16 protein-coding genes and 1 pseudogene are annotated in these 13095 nt (G+C 73.4%); 11 read left to right on the plus strand and 6 right to left on the minus strand.

What is annotated here, in order from left to right:
- The 4 genes from E4F61_RS12030 to E4F61_RS12045 form a co-directional block, all read left to right on the plus strand.
- Nucleotides 1–278: DUF4129 domain-containing protein (locus E4F61_RS12030; RefSeq protein WP_133479896.1), on the plus strand; the 278-nt coding region annotated here is incomplete at its 5' end.
- Nucleotides 275–1408 carry a DUF4350 domain-containing protein gene (locus E4F61_RS12035; protein ID WP_133479897.1) on the plus strand — a complete coding sequence of 378 codons (1134 nt, stop codon included), beginning with the start codon at nucleotides 275–277 and terminating at the stop codon, nucleotides 1406–1408. The genes E4F61_RS12030 and E4F61_RS12035, both read left to right, overlap by 4 nt.
- Nucleotides 1405–2385, plus strand: a complete 981-nt coding sequence (locus tag E4F61_RS12040) for an AAA family ATPase (protein WP_133479898.1) — start codon at nucleotides 1405–1407, stop codon at nucleotides 2383–2385. The genes E4F61_RS12035 and E4F61_RS12040 overlap by 4 nt, the downstream gene beginning before the upstream one ends.
- On the plus strand, nucleotides 2382–3719 hold the full coding sequence (locus E4F61_RS12045) for a DUF58 domain-containing protein (RefSeq protein ID WP_238382914.1): 1338 nt from the start codon (nucleotides 2382–2384) through the stop codon (nucleotides 3717–3719). Before E4F61_RS12040 ends, E4F61_RS12045 begins: the two co-directional genes overlap by 4 nt.
- 3 nt (nucleotides 3720–3722) lie before the next feature.
- On the opposite strand, the gene E4F61_RS12050 is transcribed toward E4F61_RS12045, so the two are convergent.
- Nucleotides 3723–4262, minus strand: a complete 540-nt coding sequence (locus tag E4F61_RS12050; protein ID WP_133479899.1) for a hypothetical protein — start codon at nucleotides 4260–4262, stop codon at nucleotides 3723–3725.
- Nucleotides 4263–4436: 174 nt separating this feature from the next.
- Between E4F61_RS12050 and E4F61_RS12055 the strand changes: the two genes are divergently transcribed.
- Complete coding sequence (locus E4F61_RS12055; RefSeq protein WP_133479900.1) at nucleotides 4437–4883, plus strand: DUF3465 domain-containing protein; 447 nt, start codon at nucleotides 4437–4439, stop codon at nucleotides 4881–4883.
- Nucleotides 4884–4905: 22 nt separating this feature from the next.
- On the opposite strand, the gene aroE is transcribed toward E4F61_RS12055, so the two are convergent.
- Nucleotides 4906–5772 (minus strand): shikimate dehydrogenase, encoded by an 867-nt coding sequence (gene aroE / locus E4F61_RS12060; RefSeq protein WP_133479901.1) that lies wholly within the window; start codon nucleotides 5770–5772, stop codon nucleotides 4906–4908.
- A 26-nt stretch (nucleotides 5773–5798) separates the two neighbouring features.
- Here aroE and E4F61_RS12065 point away from each other — a divergent pair, with 26 nt between their 5' ends.
- Entirely contained in the window at nucleotides 5799–6692 is an 894-nt protein-coding gene (locus E4F61_RS12065) for a TolB family protein (protein WP_238382916.1), read from the plus strand.
- A 79-nt stretch (nucleotides 6693–6771) separates the two neighbouring features.
- On the opposite strand, the gene hemB is transcribed toward E4F61_RS12065, so the two are convergent.
- The 4 genes from hemB to E4F61_RS12085 all read right to left on the minus strand — a co-directional run bounded on the left by hemB (nucleotide 6772) and on the right by E4F61_RS12085 (nucleotide 10472).
- A complete protein-coding gene (gene hemB, locus E4F61_RS12070; protein WP_133479902.1) occupies nucleotides 6772–7764 on the minus strand; it encodes a porphobilinogen synthase in 993 nt (330 codons plus the stop codon).
- Between the two features lie 145 nt (nucleotides 7765–7909).
- Nucleotides 7910–8158: a hypothetical protein gene (locus E4F61_RS12075; protein WP_133479903.1), complete on the minus strand. Its 249-nt coding sequence runs from the start codon at nucleotides 8156–8158 to the stop codon at nucleotides 7910–7912.
- On the minus strand, nucleotides 8149–9150 hold the full coding sequence (locus E4F61_RS12080) for a chorismate transformation FkbO/Hyg5 family protein (protein WP_133479904.1): 1002 nt from the start codon (nucleotides 9148–9150) through the stop codon (nucleotides 8149–8151). The genes E4F61_RS12075 and E4F61_RS12080 overlap by 10 nt, the downstream gene beginning before the upstream one ends.
- The gene (locus E4F61_RS12085) at nucleotides 9147–10472 is read right to left on the minus strand and encodes a tryptophan 7-halogenase (protein WP_162301485.1); all 1326 of its coding nucleotides are present in this window, start codon (nucleotides 10470–10472) and stop codon (nucleotides 9147–9149) included. The genes E4F61_RS12080 and E4F61_RS12085 overlap by 4 nt, the downstream gene beginning before the upstream one ends.
- A gap of 107 nt (nucleotides 10473–10579) precedes the next feature.
- Here E4F61_RS12085 and E4F61_RS12090 point away from each other — a divergent pair, with 107 nt between their 5' ends.
- From E4F61_RS12090 to E4F61_RS12110, 5 genes and pseudogenes are all read left to right on the plus strand, one after another.
- On the plus strand, nucleotides 10580–10849 hold the full coding sequence (locus tag E4F61_RS12090) for a phosphopantetheine-binding protein (protein ID WP_133479905.1): 270 nt from the start codon (nucleotides 10580–10582) through the stop codon (nucleotides 10847–10849).
- 3 nt (nucleotides 10850–10852) lie between these two features.
- Nucleotides 10853–11542: a COG4648 family protein gene (locus tag E4F61_RS12095; RefSeq protein WP_133479906.1), complete on the plus strand. Its 690-nt coding sequence runs from the start codon at nucleotides 10853–10855 to the stop codon at nucleotides 11540–11542.
- 16 nt (nucleotides 11543–11558) lie between these two features.
- Nucleotides 11559–12329: a lysophospholipid acyltransferase family protein gene (locus E4F61_RS12100; protein WP_133479907.1), complete on the plus strand. Its 771-nt coding sequence runs from the start codon at nucleotides 11559–11561 to the stop codon at nucleotides 12327–12329.
- 1 nt (nucleotide 12330) lies between these two features.
- Nucleotides 12331–12618 carry an ApeI family dehydratase gene (locus E4F61_RS12105; RefSeq protein WP_133479777.1) on the plus strand — a complete coding sequence of 96 codons (288 nt, stop codon included), beginning with the start codon at nucleotides 12331–12333 and terminating at the stop codon, nucleotides 12616–12618.
- Nucleotides 12615–13095 (plus strand): annotated as a pseudogene (locus E4F61_RS12110) (acyltransferase); the annotation flags it as partial. The gene E4F61_RS12105 and the pseudogene E4F61_RS12110, both read left to right, overlap by 4 nt.

A 13095-nucleotide genomic window follows, 5' to 3' on the forward strand; every position in this document is an offset into this window, starting at 1 on the left:
GGCTGTGGCAGGCGGGCCAGCCGCGCGAGGCGCTGGCGCTGGTGTATCGCGCGGCGGTCGACTCGATGCTCGCCGCCACCGGGCGCGTGCTGCCGCCGGGCGCGACCGAAGCGCAGTGCCTGCGCGTGGCACAGGCGCTGCCCGACGTGCCGCGCCAGGCGTTCGCGCGCGTGGTGCGGCTGTGGCAGTACGCCGCGTGGGCGGAACGCCTGCCGGCGCGGGCCGACTTCGACGCCGCCCTCGACGACGCGGCCGCCGCGTTCGGGTGGCGCGCATGAAGGCGCGCGGTTGGCTCGCCGCGGCCGTCGGCGCGCTGCTCGTGGCCGGCGCGGTCGCGTGGTGGCTGCACACGTTCAAGCGCGTCGAGCGCTGGGTCGACCTGCCGCGCACCGGCGAGGCCGCGCGCGATCCGCTGTTCGCGCTGCGCCTCGCCGTGCAGAAGGACGGCCGCCGCGCGCGCGCGTGGCGACGGCTCGACCCCGCCGCGATGGGGCTGACCCCGCACGACACCCTGCTGTTCGACGGCGACGTCCGCACGCTTCCGACGCCGGCGCGCACGCGCCTGCTCGACTGGGTGGGCGCGGGCGGCCATCTGGTCGTCGGCGTGCCCGAGCCCGACGTCGCGGCCGATGCGTTCGACGGCGTGCCGCGCGACGGCCGCATGGCGGTGCCGCTGCTCGATGCACTCGGCGTGCGCGTTCCCGCGCGGCGCACCGATGCCGGTTGCGTGCACGGGGAGGCGACGCCCATGGCGCTCTGCAGCGGTCGCCGCTTCGAGGCGCCGCGCGGCACGGCGGTGCGCCTGGGCGATGTCGACGGCGACGTGTTCGCGCGCGTCCACCACGGCCGCGGCTCGGTGGACGTGCTGGGCTCGCTCGCGTTCCTCACCACCGATTACCTGAAAGCGCCCGTCAACCGCGCGTTCGCGCACGAACTGCTCGCCGCGGGCGATCCGCGCGGCACCGTGCACCTCGTGCATGCGGCGAGCATGCCGTCGCTGTGGCGTACGTTGCTGCGCCGTGGCTGGCCGGTGTGGCTGCCGCTCGTGCTGCTCCTCGGCGGCTGGCTGTGGGCGCGCATGCGACGCTTCGGCCCCCTGCTGCCGTCGCCCGCACTGGAGCGCCGGTCGCTGCTCGAACACGTCGCCGCCAGCGGCCAGCACCAGTGGCGCTACGGCCGCGGCGGCGTGCTGTACGACGCGATGCGCGCGGCGATGTTCGATCGCCTGCGCCGCCGCGATCCGCAGGCCGCCGCGCTCGAGGGCGAGCCGCAACTCGTGCGCCTCGTCGAGCGCCTGAAGCTGCCCGCCGCGTCGATGCGCGACGCGCTGCGAGCCCCCGAACCCCGCGACGCGAAGGCCTTCGTCGCCCGCATCGCCACCCTTGTCCGCATGAGAAACCGGCTATGACCGATACGCAGCCCACCCCGCTCACCGGCGACGCGCTCGCCGACCATGCCGCCCGCCTGCGCGAGGCGGTGTCCGGTGCGTTCATCGGGCAACCCGACGTGCTGCAGCAGATCCTCGTCGCGCTGCTCGCCGGCGGCCACGTGCTGATCGAGGGCGTGCCCGGCCTCGGCAAGACCCTGCTGGTGCGCGCGCTCGCTCAGGCGATCGACTGCGACTACGCGCGCGTGCAGTTCACGCCCGACCTCATGCCCAGCGACATCAGCGGCCACGCGGTCTGGGATCCGAAGACCGAGACGTTCTCGATCCGCCGCGGCCCGGTGTTTACCAATCTCCTGCTCGCCGACGAGATCAACCGCGCGCCCGCCAAGACGCAGGCCGCGCTGCTCGAAGCGATGGCCGAGCGCCAGGTCACCATCGAGGGCCGCAGCTTCGAGCTGCCGCCGCCCTTCATGGCGCTGGCCACGCAGAACCCGCTGGAGCACGAGGGCACCTACCCGCTGCCCGAGGCGCAGCTCGACCGCTTCCTGCTGAAAGTGCTGATCGGCTATCCGCAGCGTGCCGACGAGGTGCGCATGGTGGCCGACGTCAGCCGCGGCGCCTCCGGCACGTTCGATCTCTCGCGCGTGCCGCGCGTGCTCGGCCCGGGCGACATCGTGGCGATGCAGGACGCGACCGCCGCGCTGCACGTCGACGACGCGATCATCGACTACGCGGTGCGCATCGCGGCCAGCACGCGCGACTGGGCCGGCATCGCGCTCGGTGCCGGCCCGCGCGGCTCGATCGCGCTGGTGCGTTGCGCGCGCGCGCAGGCGGTGTTGTCGGGGCGCGATTTCGTCACCCCCGACGACGTGCGCGAGGTCGCGCTGCCCGCGTTGCGCCATCGCATCGCGCTGGCGCCGGAGCTGCAGCTGGAAGGCCAGTCGGCCGATGCGGTGCTGCAGGCGCTGCTCGCCCGCGTGGACGCGCCGCGCCAGTGAGTCCGGCGCGGCCTCGCGCGGATCGACGCTGGCCGCGGCCGGCGCCCGCGCTGCTCGGCCTGCTCGCGCTGTGGGCGGGCGTGGGCGTGGCGTGGCTGGCGGGCGCGCTGCCGTCCAGCGCCTGGACGCTCGCCGGCGCCGCCATCGCCGCACTGGTGCTGGTCGATGGCGTGCGCCTGCTGCGGCGCGCGCCGCCGGAGGGGGCGCGACGCATGCCCGATACCTGGCCGGTCGGCGTGGAGACGGCGGTGACACTGGCGTTCGACGACGTGCCCGCGCCGCTGCGCGTCGACGTCTTCGACCTGCATCCCGGCGCGTGGCGCGTGCACGGCCTGCCGCGCCGGCTCGAGCTGCACCCCGGCCTCGCGACGTCGGTCGAGTACCGGCTCACGCCTGATCGGCGCGGCGACGCCACCTTCGACCGTGTGCAGCTGCGGCTGCAGTCGCCGTGGCGCCTGCTCACGCGCGACGTCGTCGTCGGCACGCCGCGCGCCGTGCGCGTCTATCCGAACTTCGCGCCGCTGGCGAAGTTCGCGATGTTCAGCGCCGAACAGGCGTCGCGGCTGGTCGGCGCGCACGTGCAGCGCCGGCGCGGCGAAGGCACCGATTTCCACCAGATGCGCGAGTACCGCGTCGGCGATTCGATGCGGCAGATCGACTGGAAGGCCACCGCGCGTACGCGCCGGCTGATCTCGCGCGAATACCAGGACGAGCGCAACCAGCAGCTCGTGCTGATGCTCGACACCGGCCGCCGCATGCTCGCGCGCGACGACGCGATGAGCCATTTCGACCATGTGCTGGACGCATCGCTCGTCGTCGCCTGGCTCGCGCTGCGGCAGGGCGATGCGGTCGGCCTCCTCGCCAGCGGCGGCGAGGCCGCCTGGGTGCCGCCGCAACGCGGCGCCACTGCGATCGAGCGCCTGCTGCGCGCCACCTATGCGCTGCAGCCCCGCCCCGTCGCCACCGATTTCCTCGCCGCCGCCACCGAGATCGCGCTGCGCCAGCGGCGGCGCTCGCTGGTCATGCTGGTCACCAACCTGCGCGACGAGGACATGGACGACGTGCTCGCCGCCGTGCAGCTGCTGCGTCGTCGGCACATGGTCTGCGTGGCCAGCCTGCGCGAGGCGGCGCTGGACGCGACGCTCGCGCGCGAGGTCGACGACCTGCCCGGCGCGCTCACCGTCGCGGCGACGGCGCAATACCTGGAACGCCGCGCCGCCGCGCACGAGGCCCTGCGCAGCCATGGCGTGCGCGTGCTGGACGTGACCACCGACGCACTGCCAGCGGCGCTGGTCGATACCTACCTGGCGATCAAGCGCGCCGGCGCGCTGTAACGCTCAGTGCGCGACGCGCACGGCGGCGGGCGCCGCGGCCTGCGCGAGCAGCGCGTTCTCGGCCTCGCGGAGCAGGCCCTGCGCGTAGATCGCCCACGCGAGGTAGGCGCGGATGCGCTGGAAGTAGCGATGGCCGAACGGCTCGCGCGCGCGGATGCGGCGCTCGCAGCGGCGCTTCTGTTCCTCGAGGTAGTCGCGCACGCGGATCAGCTTCTCGCGCGCCTTCGGGATGCTCAGGCCCTGCAGACCGAAGAAAGGCACGGTGTCATAGGCCGGATGCCGCGACAGCGGCGACTTGTTCCAGTTCACCGCCGCGATCGCCGCCAGTTGTCCCGGCGTGCCGCACTGACCGCAACCGCATCGCACCTGCCAGCGCAGGTCGGCGAAGGCGAGGGTGGGCGCATTGCCGCAGGCGGCGCAGTCGTTGATCCAGCGCTCGGCCTCGAGCGGATCGTCGGGGCCGAAGTCGAGCCAGCTCGGATCGATGTCGACGATGCGGTCATGGACCGCGCGGGCGCGGACGGTGTCGGGTCGAACGGACATGAGTCTCCTCGGGCAAGGCGCAGCGACGGCCGAATCGGCCGGATCCCTGTCATGAAGAGCGCCGCCGCACGATGCGTGCGGGTGGCGGCATTGTGCACGCCGCCGCGTTAAGCGGGCAGTGACGTGCGTCGTGCGGACCGAGACGGGGGTCGCGCCGGCTGCCATGATCGGCGCATGGCCCTCGTTCCGTGCGTCCTGCGTTCCACCGCCGCGCTGCTGCTGGCCGGTCTCGCCGCCTGTGCGCCGTCGACGGACGCGGTCGATCCACCGGTCGCGGCGGTCAGCGCCCCGCGCGACACGGTGGCCGCCGCCGTTCGCGCGCATGCGCAGGACGTCGATGTCGAAGGGCGCGGCACGGTGTGGCGCCTGCTGCCCGAGGACCGCAAGGGCAGCCCGCACCAGCGGTTCCTGCTGCGCCTGGCCGACGGCGGCACGGTGCTGGTCGCGCACAACCTCGACCTCGCCCCGCGGCTGGACGGCCTGGCGGAAGGCGAGACGGTCGAGTTCCGGGGCGAGTACGTATGGAACCCCAAGGGCGGCACGCTGCACTGGACGCACGACGATCCGCGCGGTTCGCACCCCGACGGCTGGCTGCGCTGGCGCGGCCGCGTCTACCAGTGACCCGGCCGCGGCGCGGCGAACCTCAGCGCAGGTCGACGCCCGCGCGCAGCGCGGCGTACACCGGCGCGGTATCGGGCATGACGCCGTGCCACAGGCGGAAACTCTCCGCCGCCTGCTCGACCAGCATGCCCAGCCCGTCGATGCGGGCGCTCGCCCCGCCTTCGCGCGCGGCCTCGAGGAAGGCGCGGGCGGACTCGCCGTAACCCAGGTCGACGGCGACCCAGCCCGTCGCGAGCCCCCGTGGCAGCGGCCAGTCGACGCGCGCGTCCCCGCGCGCCGCCGAGGTGCTGTTGACGACGATGTCGGCGCGCGCCGTATCGGCGTCGTCGTCGGCCGCGGGCGTCGACCACGCGATGCCGCGCACGCGGGCATCCGCGAGCCTATCGACGAGCGCGGCCAGGCGCGCCGCGCCGCGATTGACGATGTCGAGCCTCTCGATGCCCGCCTCCAGCAGCGCCGGCGCCACGCCGGCCGCCGCGCCCCCGGCGCCGATCAGCCGCACGTGCGCGCCATCGAGCCGCACGCGGTGGCGATCGCGCAGGTCGCGCACCAGCCCGATGCCGTCGGTGTTGTCGCCGTGCCAGCGCGACGCGGCGGCGTCGCCGGCGTCGAGCCGCACGAGCGTGTTGACCGCGCCGGCCCGCCGGGCGCGTTCGCTCAGCGATTCGCACAGCGCCGCGGCGGCGGTCTTGTGCGGCAGCGTCACGTTCGCACCGCGGCCGCCGTTGCGCGCGAACGCCGCGAGTGCGATAGGAAACTCCGCGGGCGTCGCGTCGATCCGCGTGTAATCGAGCGCGATGCCGCACTGCGCCGCGAACGCCGCATGGATGAACGGCGAACGCGAATGCGCGACGGGATGGCCGAACACGGCGAATCGGTTACGGTGCATCGGTTCTCGGCGGCCTGGACTCACGCGTGCGCACCGTACACCACCGTTCGCGATTCGCGCTGGCCGCGACGTTCCTGCTCGCCCTCCCGTGCACGGCGTTCGCACCCTGGGGCATGGAAGGCGTGGGCGTGGTGTCCACGCGCGATACCGAGCTGCGCGCGAGTGTGAGCCCCGACGGTTCGACGATCGTGTGGGCCAGCCCCGATCGCGCGGGCGGGCCCGGCGGCGGCGACCTGTGGCAGGCACGGCGCGTCGACGGTCGCTGGCAGGATCCGATGCCGCTCGCGCTCGACACCGCGGCGCGCGAGGCCGATCCGGCGTTCAGTGCGGACGGTCGCTGGCTGTATTTCGCCTCCGATCGCGCCGGCGGCGTCGGGGGCGACGATCTCTACCGTGCGCCCGTCGACACCGACGGGCGCATCGGCGCGGCGGTGCATCTGGGGGCGGCCGTCAACTCGCGCGGCGACGACCGCGCGCCCGTGCCGAACCGCGACGGCGTGCGGCTGATGTTCGCGAGCGACGGACGTGGCGGCGCGCGCGGCCTCGACCTGTTCGTCGCGCGCTGGAACGGCCATGCGTTCGGCGACGCGCATGCGCTGCCGGGCCTCGCGACGGACGCGGACGAATGCGACGGCGCGTGGATCGGCGAGGACGCGATCGTGTTCGCGCGCTCGGACGACGTGGCCTCGGCGCCGGTACGCCTGTTCGTCGCCACGTGCCGTGCGGGGCGCGGTCCCGACGTCGCGCCGCTCGCGCTCGCGTTCAATACCGCCGACGGCATCACGCGCGCGCCGATGGTGGACTGGAATCGGCCGGTGGAGATGCTGGTCAGCGGCGCCGCGCCGTCGCCGAAGGCGGGCCGGCTCGACGTGTACCGCGTGCTCGTGCCGACGGTGAAGGGCGACGCCCGCTGCGATTGAGCGCGGGGGCGGCTCCAACGCGAACGGCCTGCCGCAGGGCAGGCCGTTCGTGGATCGAAGGCGACGTCGGCGGCGTGGGTCAGCCGTCCTCGCGCAGCCAGCGCGCGGCGTCGAGCGCGTAATAGGTCAGCACGCCGTCGGCGCCCGCGCGTTTCATCGCGGTGAGCGATTCCAGCGCGACCTTGCGCTCGTCCAGCCAGCCGTTGAGCGAGGCCGCCTTGAGCATCGCGTACTCGCCGCTCACCTGGTACACGAACGTCGGCGCGCCGAACTCGTCCTTGATGCGGCGGACGATGTCGAGGTACGGCAGGCCCGGCTTGATCATCACCATGTCGGCGCCTTCGGCGAGATCCAGTGACACTTCGCGCAGCGCCTCGTCGCTGTTGGCCGGGTCCATCTGGTACGTCTTCTTGTCGGCCTTGCCGAGCGCGGCGGCGCTGCCGACCGCGTCGCGGAAGGGGCCGTAGAACGCGCTCGCGTACTTCGCGCTGTAGGCGAGGATGCGCGTGTGGATGTGGTCGTCCATCTCCAGCGCGGCGCGGATCTCGCCGATGCGGCCGTCCATCATGTCGCTGGGCGCGACGATGTCGGCGCCGGCGCGCGCATGGCTCAGCGCCTGCTTGACCAGTGCGTCGACGGTCTCGTCGTTGAGCACGTAGCCGTTCTCGTCGATCAGCCCGTCCTGGCCGTGCGACGTGTACGGATCGAGCGCGACGTCGGTGACCACGCCCAGCTCGGGGAAGCGCGACTTCAGCGCGAACACCGCGCGCTGCACGAGGCCCTCGTCGTCCCAGGCCGCGCAGGCGTCGAGCGACTTGGCCTCCGGCGCGGTGACCGGGAACAGCGCAAGCGCGGGGATGCGCAGCTCGGCGGCGGTTTCGGCCACGCGCAGCAGCTCGTCGACCGACAGCCGCTCCACGCCCGGCATGGAGGCGACCGGCGCGCGGCCGGCCAGTTCGTGGACGAAGACGGGATAGATCAGGTCGCTCGCGGTGAGGACCGTCTCGCGCATCAGCCGGCGCGAGAAATCGTCGCGGCGCATCCGCCGCGGGCGCACGTAGGGATAGCTCATCGCGACAGTTTACGCCCGGCGGTGCCCGCTACCCGGGCGCCCGGGACGGGCGGGTCAGGCGCGATTCGACTCCCCCGCACCGCCGCCGGCCGCCTGCGCTGCGCGCCGCCAACGGATGCGCCGCCGTGGCGACCCTCGCCTGCGGTCAGAGCAGGCCGCCGCCCAGGCTGAGGCGGATCGCCGCGACCACCATCACCGCGACGTTGAGCAGCAGGCCGGCCTTGGCGCGGCCGCGATGGCCCTCGCGCGAGAGCGCGATGCCGATCGCCGCGATCACCGCGCCGACCGCGGCGAACGGGATCACCAGCCAGTTCATGATGCCCAGCAGCGGGACCAGCGCGAGCAGCATCCACAGCAGCATCGCGATGCCCCAGATCAGGCTGATCAGTCCCATGTCGTCACCTCACCGTGGCAGCCGTCGATCTCGAGCCGGAGTTCGCGCCGGCACACGCGTGCATGCAGTACCACGCGGGGCACGCCGGGCAGGCGCGACGCCATCGCGGCGTCCACGCGCGCCAGCTCGTCGGCTTCGCGCACATAGGCCTTCAGCGGCGTCGACGCGGCGGGCGCCGCGGGCAGCTCCGGGCGCGTCGTGCGCGCCACGTCGATCAGCGCGTCGATGTTGGCCAGCGTCTCGTCGAGCTGCGCTTCCACGCTGTCGTGGTGCAGCGATTCATGGCCGCGGATCGACGCCGTGCCCGACAGCAGCAGCGGCATCGGCGCGGGCGGCAGCATCGCGCGGGCGAAGCTCGGCGGCTGCGGGCCGTACTGGCGCGGGTAGCGATAGGCGCTGACCTGACGCGGGTTTTCCAGCGGCGTGCCCGGCGTGCGCGAGGCGAGCCAGTAGACCTGCAGGCGACCGTTCGGGCGGATCCGGCCGATCGCGGTGGCGGCCGGCAGCGTCTCGGTGACGAAGCCCTCGCCCAGCCCGGCGGCGCGGCCGACGCAGAACTGCTTATAGCGTTCCTCGTCGCCCTCGCCGAGCGTGATGTCGTCGACGTAGTTCCAGATCCGCAGCAGGTGCGGATAGCCGAGCGCGGCGGTCTGCGTGCGCAGCGACGCGTACGCGTGCGCGGCCGCGGTGCGGATGTCGCCGTCGATCTCGGGCACGTCCATCGCCGCGACCAGCAGGTGGTCGTCATGCGCGAACGCCAGGTCGTCGACGCGGCCGTGCCGCACCGGCGCGCCGCCCCGCCAGACCTCCAGCGGCGCGTGCCCGAGCGGTTCGAGCGCCACGCGGATCAGCCGGGGATCGTCGGAATGCGGCGCCTGCGCGCCGAAGGCGATCACCGCGAGCACGTCGGGCTGCGCGAGCAGCGCGTCGAGCGGGGCATCGGTGTAGGTGGTCGACAGCAACGGCGCGCGGCGGGCCAGGGGCAGCGTCATGTCACGTCCTGCATCGCGGCGTCGAGACCGCCGCGGCGGCGCAGGCGCGCCAGCAGGCGATCGCGCGCGGTGCCGAGCGCGGCGATCGCGTAGATCACGCGGAAGATGCGCAGCCGCCACAGCACGGGGCGCGCGTCGAACACGTCACCGGCGAGCATCGACACCACCGCGCGCTCCACGCCCAGGAAATCGCGCGGATGGGCGAACAGGTGCTTCATCGTCGGGGTGGTGAAGCGGTAGATGAACCACTTGAATTCGTCGAGGCCGGCGTCGAAGGATCGCTGCAGGGCCGTGAACAGGGCGGCTTCGCGCGCGGGTTCGCGCAGCGCGGCGTCCACCGCCTGCGCGCCCTGCTCGGCGCCGTGCATCGCCAGGAACACGCCCGACGAGAACATCGGATCGACGAAGGCGTAGGCATCGCCGAGCAACAGCCATCCCGGGCCGTGCATGCGCGCGCAGTCGTAGGTGTAGTTGCCGGTGGCGTGCACGGGCCCGCAGCGCTCGCTGCCGGCCATCCGCTCGGCGGCCTCGGGCACCGAGCCGACGGTGCGCAGCAGGAAGCCTTCGCTGTCGCCGCCGCGCTCCTTGAGGTACTCGGGCGAGCAGACCACGCCGATGCTCATCACGTCCTCGCGCATCGGGATGAACCACATCCAGCCGTGCGCGTGGCGGTAGATCGTGATGTTGCCGGCGTCCTCGCCCGGGCGACGCGCCACGCCGCGGAAGTGGCTGAACACCGCGGCGGACTGGTGGCGCCGGTTCTTGCGCTTGAGCTTGAGCGCGCCGCCGAGCAGGGTGTCGCGGCCGGTGGCGTCCAGCAGCACGCGGGGCCGCAGCGTGTAGGCGCCGTCCGGCCCGGTGGCGTGGACGACCGCGGGGCGGCCGTCGTCGCCGAACTCCACGCGCGTGACCCGGGTGTTCTCGCGCGCGTCGGCGCCGGCAGCGCGCGCATGCTCGAACAGCTCGCGGTCGAAGTCCTCGCGCCGGACCTGGAAGGCGTAGCCGGTGCCCGGCCGCAGCGTGCGGTCGAAATGGAAGACGTTGTAGTGGCCGCCCTCGGTCGGGAAGTCCGCGCCCCGTTTTTCCACGCCGATCGCGCGTACCCTGTCGAGCACGCCGAGGCGCTCGAGGATGGGCATGTTCATCGGCAGCAGCGACTCGCCGATGTGGAACCGCGGGTGCGCCGCCTTCTCCAGCATCACCACCTTCCAGCCCGCGCGGGCGAGGTGCGTGGCCGCGGTGCTCCCGGCCGGGCCGCCGCCGGCGATCAGCACATCACACGCCACCGGGGCATCGGTGGCAGAATTTCGCGCATCGTTCATCCCACGAATGATACCGGGCGCGCCGCGCCGGGCACGCTGAAGCGTTCATGCTTGCGGCCCCGGCCGCCCGGGTCGATCGTGGCGACCCTCGCCACCACGGAAGACCCATGTCGAACCAGACGCCTGCCGAAACCGAACTCGCCGAGCTGATCGTCGAGAGCCTGAACCTCGAGGGCGTCGCGCCCGCCGACATCGACCCCGAGGCGCCGCTGTTCGGCGACGGCCTGGGCCTGGACTCGATCGACGCGCTCGAGCTCGCGCTGGCCATCAGCAAGCGCTACGGCTTCCAGCTGCGCAGCGACAGCGACGAGAACCGCCGCATCTTCGGCTCCCTGCGCGCGCTCGGCGAGCACGTGCAGGCCAACCGCACGGCCTGATCGATGAACGCCGCGCTCGCGCGCCTGCTGCTGAGCGTGGCCTACCCGCTGCTCGCGCATGCCGCGAGCACGGCGCGCGACCCGCGGCTCGCCGCGCTCGCGCTGCTCGACATCGTGCTGATCCTGCTGGTGGTGCCGCTCGCGCAGCGGCGCATCGGCGCCTGGCTCGCGGTGGGCGCGGCGGCGGTCGCGCTGTTCGCGGTCCAGGGCTCGGCGACGCTGCCGGTGTTCCTGCTGCTGCCGCCGGTGCTGTTCCCGTGGCTGGTCGCCTGGTGGTTCGCGCGCACGCTGCGGCCCGGCAGCGTGCCGCTGATCAGCCGCATCGTCGGCGGGCTGGAGCAGTGCGCGCCCGCCGACCTCGCGCCGCGGCTCAAGGCCTACACGCGCTGGCTGACGACGCTCTGGGCGGTGGTGCTCACCGGCATCGGCCTGGCCAACCTCGCGCTCGGGCTGATCGCGGTGCCCGATGGGCTGCTGGTCCACCTCGGCCACGCGCCGGTGGTGACCGTGCCGCAGGCGGTGTGGTCCTGGTGCGCGAACCTGCTCGACTACGGCGTCGCCGGCGTGCTGATGGTGGTCGAGTACCTCGTGCGCCTGCGCCTGTTCCCGGATCGCCCCTACCGCGATCTCCCCGATTTCATCCGCCGCCTCGGCGCGCTCGGTCCCGCCTTCTGGCGCGACGTGATGCGCTGACCCCGACGACCCGCCCATGTCCGCGACATCCCAGACCCTCCGCCTGTCCGAACCGCTGCCGCTGCGCGTGTTCTGGACCGTCGCCAATACCTTCCAGCTCGCGTTCACGCTGCTCTGGACCGCGGCCGGCATCTGCCTGGCGATGCTCGTGCGCGCGATCACTCGCGGCAACCGCGCGCCGCTGCGCATGGCGTCCTGGCTGTGGGCCCCGGGCCTGCTCGGCGGCGCCGGCGCGAAGCTCGACGTACGCGGCGTCGAGAACGTCGACTGGAGCAAGCCTTGCGTGCTGGTGGCGACGCACGAATCGGTGATCGACATCTGCGCGCTGTTCCGCGCGGTGCCGGTGCCGTTGCGCTTCATGCTCAAGCAGGAGATGACGCGCATGCCGATGGTGGGCTGGTATGCGAAGTCGATGGGCATGTGCTTCATCGAGCGCGACGGCAATCGCGCGTCGATGGTGCGCAGCCTGCGCGCGGCCTCGGACATCGTGAAGGCCGGCCACGTGCTGTGCATCTTCCCGGAAGGCACGCGCAATACCGACGGCCGCGTCGGCGAGTTCAAGCCCGGTGCGTTCCAGGTCGCGATCGGCGCCGGCGTGCCGGTGGTGCCGATGGCGATGAGCGGCGCGGGCGCGATCCTGCCGCCGCACGGCTTCCGGGTGCGGCCGGGCACGATCCGCCTGCGCATCGGCCAGCCGATCGTCGCCGAGGGCACGGGCTCGGAGGCGCGCGACCGCCTCGCCGCGCAGGCGCGCGCCGCGGTCGTCGACCTGCTCGCGCACGACTGACATGGACTTCGTCGTCGACCCCTCGCATCCGAGCCTGCCGGGCCACTTCCCGGGCGATCCGATCGTGCCGGGCGTCGTGCTGCTGGATCGCGTCGTGGAAGCGGTCGAAGCCACGCACGGCCCGCTCGCGCGCCTGCGCCTGCCGCAGGTGAAGTTCCTGCAACCGCTGCGCCCGGGCGAGCCGGCGCGCATCGAGCTCGACGGCGCCGCGCCGCGCTGGCGCTTCCGGGTGCTGCGCGGCGAGGCCCTGCTGGCGAGCGGCGACATCGTCGACGGGGACGCGCCGTGACCGACGCCTGGAAGCAGCGCCCCGAGGGCGGCGGCCGGTTCGCGCTGTGGCTGATCCGCTCGATCGGCCGCTACGGCGGCCGCGGTGTCGGCCGTGCCTGCCTGTACCCGATCACGCTGTACTTCCTGCTGCGCCGTGGCTACGAGCGTGATGCATCGCGGCGCTTCCTCACCGTCGCGCTCGGGCGCCGCGCCACGCTGTGGGACGTCGCGAAGCACATCCACACCTTCGCCGCGACGATCCTGGATCGCATCTTCCTGCTCGGCGGCAAGCTCGACCGGTTCGACATCCGCGTGCACGGCGTCGAAGCGGTGCACGCGCCGCTCGACCGCGGCCAGGGCGTGCTGCTGGTCGGCTCGCACCTGGGCAGCTTCGACGCGATGCGCGTGCTCGGCACCAAGCGGCCGCAGACCACGATCCGCGTGGTGCTCGACAAGGCGCACAACCCGTCGATGCAGCAGCTGCTCGACGCACTCA

This window comes from Cognatilysobacter segetis (assembly GCF_004359965.1).
Taxonomy (GTDB): Bacteria; Pseudomonadota; Gammaproteobacteria; order Xanthomonadales; family Xanthomonadaceae; genus Cognatilysobacter; species Cognatilysobacter segetis.